Source organism: Micromonospora parastrephiae (genome assembly GCF_016802865.1).
Classification (GTDB): domain Bacteria; phylum Actinomycetota; class Actinomycetes; order Mycobacteriales; family Micromonosporaceae; genus Micromonospora; species Micromonospora parastrephiae.
In genome coordinates, this window is record NZ_JAEVHM010000268.1 from 1 (window position 1) to 5,692 (window position 5,692).

3 protein-coding genes and 1 pseudogene are annotated in these 5,692 nt (G+C 75.4%); 3 read left to right on the forward strand and 1 reads right to left on the reverse strand.

Annotation, left to right across the window (positions count from 1 at the left end; translation table 11 throughout):
* From JNW91_RS28960 to purE, 3 genes and pseudogenes are all read left to right on the forward strand, one after another.
* Positions 1-181, forward strand: a pseudogene (locus JNW91_RS28960) (hypothetical protein); the annotation flags it as partial.
* Positions 182-283: 102 nt separating this feature from the next.
* The gene (locus JNW91_RS28965) at positions 284-1,459 is read left to right on the forward strand and encodes a 5-(carboxyamino)imidazole ribonucleotide synthase (protein WP_203178667.1); all 1,176 of its coding nucleotides are present in this window, start codon (positions 284-286) and stop codon (positions 1,457-1,459) included.
* A 41-nt stretch (positions 1,460-1,500) separates the two neighbouring features.
* Positions 1,501-1,992, forward strand: coding sequence for a 5-(carboxyamino)imidazole ribonucleotide mutase (gene purE, locus JNW91_RS28970; RefSeq protein WP_203178669.1), 492 nt, complete (start codon positions 1,501-1,503; stop codon positions 1,990-1,992).
* Between the two features lie 79 nt (positions 1,993-2,071).
* Here purE and JNW91_RS28975 read toward each other — a convergent pair.
* On the reverse strand, positions 2,072-5,692 hold a 3,621-nt coding region (locus JNW91_RS28975), incomplete at its 5' end, for an SCO7613 C-terminal domain-containing membrane protein (RefSeq protein WP_203178671.1).

Sequence of the window (5,692 nt, forward strand, 5' to 3'; positions counted from 1 at the left end):
GGCACGCCCCGCCCGGCGCGGTGGTGGTCGCCGGCTGCCGGACCAGCCCGGCGTGCCGCTGCTCGCCGGCCGACCGTTGGTCGACGGGCGGCCCGCCGCGTACGTCTGCCGGGGTTTCGTCTGCCAGCGGCCGGTCACCTCGGTCGAGGAGCTGGTCGCGGAACTCGGTAGCGCCGGGTAGCCGCTGTCACGCCGCGCCGGGCGGCCTGTCCAGCGTCTCCCGGACCGGGGTCGCCGGCCCTCCGGGTGGCCACGTCGCTGGCCCGGATAGGCTGGCCGCGCTATGGATTCCCGTACCGGTCTACCCGTTGTCGGCATGGTGGGTGGCGGCCAGTTGGCCCGGATGACCCACCAGGCCGCGATCGCCCTCGGCCAGTCACTGCGTGTGCTCGCGGCCGCCCCCGACGACGGCGCGGCGCTGGTCGCCGCCGACGTCCAGTACGGCGATCACACCGACCTTGCCGCGCTGCGCACCTTCGCGAAGAGCTGCGACGTGGTCACCTTCGACCACGAGCACGTGCCCAACGAGCACATCCGCACGCTCGCGGCGGAGGGCGTGACCCTCTACCCGCCTGCGGACGCACTGCTGTACGCCCAGGACAAGCAGGTCATGCGGGAGCGCCTGACCGAGCTGGGCGCACCGAACCCCGCGTGGCGGCCGGTCAGCGAGCCGGCCGACCTGGTCGATTTCGGCACGCAGGTCGGCTGGCCGGTGGTGCTCAAGGCGGCCCGGGGTGGCTACGACGGCCGGGGCGTCTGGATGGTCGACGACGCCGCCCAGGCCACCGAGCTGGCGACCACGCTGCTCGCTGGCGGCACCCGGCTGATCGTCGAGGAGCGGGTCCCGCTGCGCCGGGAGCTGGCCGTGCAGGTGGCTCGTTCGCCGTTCGGTCAGGTCGCCGCGTACCCGGTCGTCGAGACGGTGCAGCGCGACGGCATCAACGTGGAGGTGCTCGCCCCGGCGCCCGGCCTGGACGAGGAACTGGCGGTGACCGCCCAGCAACTCGCGATCGACCTGGCCACCGCGCTCGGCGTGATCGGCCTGCTCGCCGTGGAGCTGTTCGAGGTGCGCGACGCGGCCGGCCGTCCGGCGATCGTGGTCAACGAGCTGGCGATGCGCCCGCACAACTCCGGGCACTGGACCATCGAGGGCGCCCGGACCTCCCAGTTCGAGCAGCACCTGCGGGCGGTCCTGGACTACCCGATGGGCGACACCTCGCTGACCGCGCCGGTGGTCGTGATGGCGAACGTGCTCGGCGGCGAGCCGGGCGGAATGTCGATCGACGAGCGGCTGCACCACCTCTTCGCCGCCGAGCCGGGCGCCAAGGTGCACCTCTACGGCAAGCAGGTGCGACCCGGCCGCAAGGTCGGGCACGTCACGGTGCTCGGCGACGACCTGGACGACGTACGGGCGCGGGCGGCCCGCGCCGTGCGCTGGCTGCGCGAGGGGCACGAGTGACCCCCGCGGGCCACGCGGCAGCGAACCAAGGAGGAACCGGAGTGAGCACCGTCGGCCTGATCATGGGCAGCGACTCGGACTGGCCGACCATGCGGGCGGCGGCGGAGGTGCTGGACGACTTCGGGGTGTCGTACGAGGTCCGGGTGATCTCGGCACACCGGACTCCGGTGGCGATGATCGAGTACGGCCGCGACGCCGCCGACCGGGGCCTCAAGGTGATCATCGCCGGTGCGGGCGGAGCCGCCGCCCTGCCCGGCATGGTCGCCTCGGTGACCCCGCTGCCGGTGATCGGTGTGCCGGTGCCGCTGAAGCACCTCGACGGCATGGACTCGCTGCTGTCGATCGTGCAGATGCCGGCCGGTGTGCCGGTGGCCACGGTGTCGATCGGTAACGCCCGCAACGCCGGCCTGCTCGCCGTACGGATCCTCGGTGCCCACGACGAGGGGCTGCGCGCCCGCATGGCGACCTACCAGCAGGACCTGGAGAAGCTGGTGGCGACCAAGGAAGCCGCCCTCCACGCCACCCTGAGCTAGCCCGGGCAGGGCCGCAGCGGGCCCACGAGCCCGGCACGCTCAGCGTCCCCACTCACCCACGCCGCAGTGACCCTCCGACTCATCTCATGCCGCGCAGGGCCGTCTGTAGGCGATCCTGGGCGCGGCGGCGGCGTTCGTTGCTGGCGCCGAGCACCAGCAGCAGGATGCCCACCGGGATCAGCGCCAGCCACGGGCCGAGACTGAACAGGGCGTGGATGGCGGCGATCGCGGTGACCGACGCGCCGACGATCACCGGTGCCTGCTGCCGGCTGGACGAGCCGAAGATCAACACTGCGACGGCGCCGAGCAGCAGGAGCATCTGCCGCAACGTGCTGGACTCGGTGGCCAGCACGATCGCCAGGGTCGGCACGAAGGCGGCGACCAGCGCCGGCCCGTACGCCACCCAGCTGCTCAGGTCCGGTCGGTGGCGCAGCTCCAGTACGCCGACCAGCAGGGCCAACGCGGCGAACGGCAGCGTGTAGGCCTCGGGCAAGGCCACGTCGGCGACCCGCATCAGGATCCACCAGGCGGTGATCTCGCAGGCGACCACCGCCCAGAACAGGATCCGGCGTTCCACCGGCCGGCGGCCGGGTCGGGTGGCCGCAACCCCGAGGACCGCGCCCCACGCGGCCAGCAGGGCGGCGATGTGCCGCGGCGAGTCGAAGGCGAGGGCGAGGGCGATCAGCGCCGCCGCGTACCCGCTCCACTCCACGGTGGAGGCCTCGCGCTGCGCTTCGGGACGGCGCAGGCGGGGCAGGGTCGCGGCGAACACCTGAAGGGCCGCTCCGACCGCGAGCACCCCGAACGCGGACCAGACGGCGGCCAGCCCGGCGACCAGACCGGCGGTGAGCACGAAGAGCTGCGCCATCAGTGATGCGAAGAGCCAGCCGAGGATGCGCGCCCGCTGGGTGGTGCCGTAGAACGCCGCCACCGCGCCCACTCCGACCGCGCTGCCGAGGGTGAACAGGGTCATGTCCCGGGTGGCCAGGCTGCCGGCCAGCCCGGCGCTGCCGGCGGCCAACCCGATGGCGAACACCAGCACCCGAGCCAGCCGCAGCGAGCGGGCCGGGTCGACCATCGGCGGCGGCGGGGTCAGCGCGAGACCGAGCATCGCGATGGTGAAGACGGAGAGCGCGGCGACGGTGCTCGCCGGCCAGCCCCTGCCCAGCGCGAGGGGCGCGATCAGCAGCGTGACGGCGGCGCCGGGCAGCACCACCGGAACCGCCCGGGACCGTCGACCGCCACTGAAGCCGGTGGCGGCCAGCGCCGCGGTGGCGGTGAGCAGCAGCGCGGTCAGCACGTGGGTCGGGTTGACCACGTTCGGGGGCGGGGTGAGCAGCTCCGGTGGAGGTCCCTGCCAGATCCGGGTCAGCGTCCGGTGTGGCTCGACGAGGGCGGTGATCAGGGCGGGCGCGATCGAGACGAGCGCCAGGACGGTCGGCAGGGCCGCCGCGGCCAGCGCACCGGCGGACGGGCTGACCCGCCACCGCCGATGCTCCGGGTCGTCGGGCAACCGTCGCAGCGCGCCGTTGAGCAGCACCGTCCACCGGCGGACCGGATGGGCCGAGCCGGTCGGTGGCACGGTCGCGGCCCGGATCAACTCGGCGAGTACGCCGAGCAGGGCGGCGGCTGCCGCGTAGACGCCTGCGGCGAGACCGGTGGGGATCGCCGCGAGCGCGCTGATGGTGGCCCCGCCGACCACGGCCACGCTGACCCAGGGCAGGTACTGCGGGACGTGTCGCCGCACCGCGGCCACGGCGGCCAGGCCGAGGCTGGTGGCGGCCAGCGCGGCGGTGAGGACCACCTGCGCGGAGTGGTCGAACTCGGCGGCCAGTGCCGCGAGCGCGCCGGGGAGGGCCAGCAGCGCGGCGCCGGTCGCCGCCCCGCCGATCTGCACCAGGTGCGGTGGCATGCCCTCGGTCTCGATGTCGGTCACCTGCGGCCCGGCCAGTACCCGGGCCAGCGTGGCCACCACCACGCCGATCAGCGCGATGCTGCCCAGCGCCAGAGCGGTGGTCCACGGCCGGACCAGACCGGCACCGGCCGCGTGCAGCGCCACCACCCCGGCGACGGTGGCCCGGGACAGCGCGGCGCGGGCCTCCTCGGTGGCCACCGAGGCCATCCCGAAGACGGTGGCGACCATTCCGCCGACCAGGACCGGAGACCACCACGGCAGGTCGAACGCGGCCGGCGCGCCGATCGTGGCGAGCACCACCGCCGCGCCGGACACGTCCCACCGCCAGGGCGGCGGGAGCAGGATGCCGGCGGCGACGGCCAGCAGCGCCAGCGCGACCGGGGCCTGCCAGGTGGAGCCGCCGGTCGGCGCGGCCGGCCAGCCGCTCAGGTTGCCGTCCCAGATCGGGCCGGGGGTCGCCAGCACGCCCACCCCGCCGCGCAGCGCCGTCCATCCGGCGAGCACACCGATGAGTACGCCCCCGACGGCGATGCCGAGGATCGGCCCGCGCCGCCACTCCTCGGGCATGGCGCGGGCGCCCACGGCGACCACGAGCACGAGCCCGGCGGCCACCGCCAACTGCCCGCCCGGGGTGAGTACCGCGGCGATGCGTACCAGCGTCGCGATCAGCGCGGTGGTCACCGCCGCCGCGGCCAGGTCCGAGCCGTCCAGGGTGAGGTCGGAGCGGCGGCCGGCGTCGATCGACGGAGCCAGGAACAGCAGCACGGCGGCGACCAGCAGCAGCGCGCCGACCCACGCGTCGGCGACGGTCGCGCCGGGTGCGCCGAAGGCCGCGGCGGTGACCACCAGCGCGCCGAGCCCGGTGCCGACCGACAGCGGCGCGGGAATGCGTCGCTGGGAGACCTGCACGACGGCGGCGTACCCGAGGGTCACGCAGACCGCCAGGAAGCTCGCCGCCAGCACCGGGACGGTCGCCTCGCGGAGGCTGGCCGGGGTGGGGGTCGGGTCGACCGGCACGGTGGAGGCCACGAACGCGGCCACCGCGCCGGGCAGCGCGAAGGCGGCACCGCCGGCGGCCCAGGCGGTGACCGTGTTGGCGGCGTCGGAGGCGAGCCGGACACGCGGTGCCAGCGCTACCAGCGCGCCGGCCACGAAGAGGGTGAGCAGGACCGCGGCGGTGAGCGTCGGCCGCGCGAGGCTGGCGCCCGCTCCGAACAGGCCCACCACGGCGGCGCCGACGCCGTGCGCCAGAGCGCCCCGGCTGGTACGCGCCGAGAGGCCGATCACCCCGATGCCGACCGCGGTGACGACCATCGGCCAGGGCGCGGAGGCCCAACCGAGACCGAACGAGGCCGGTACGGCGAGCGCGGTCAGCGCCGCGCCGGCGACCGCGAACTCACGGCGGATCTCCGGCGGCAGGGCCAGCACCGCGGCGATGGTGAGCAGGAACGCTGCGGCGGCGAGCTGCCAGGTGGTGGGGCCGACCGCGGCGGCCAGTTCGGCCGGGTAACGCTCCAGGTCGGCGGCCCAGGCGGGAAGTGCCGCCCGGACCGGCGCCACCCCGGCGCGCAGCGCGCCCCCGGCGACCACCAGCCCGCTGACGGTGAGCGCCACCGCCGAGGCGATCTGTGGGCCGCGCCGGGCGGCCTCGGGAACGGCGCGCACAGCCAGCCCGGTGACCGTGATGACCGCCGCGATCAGCAGCAGCGACCGGCCGGGCAGCGCCACCGACACGATCCGGCCGAGCGCGCCGATCACGGCCAGGGTGAGGATGCCGGCCGCGAC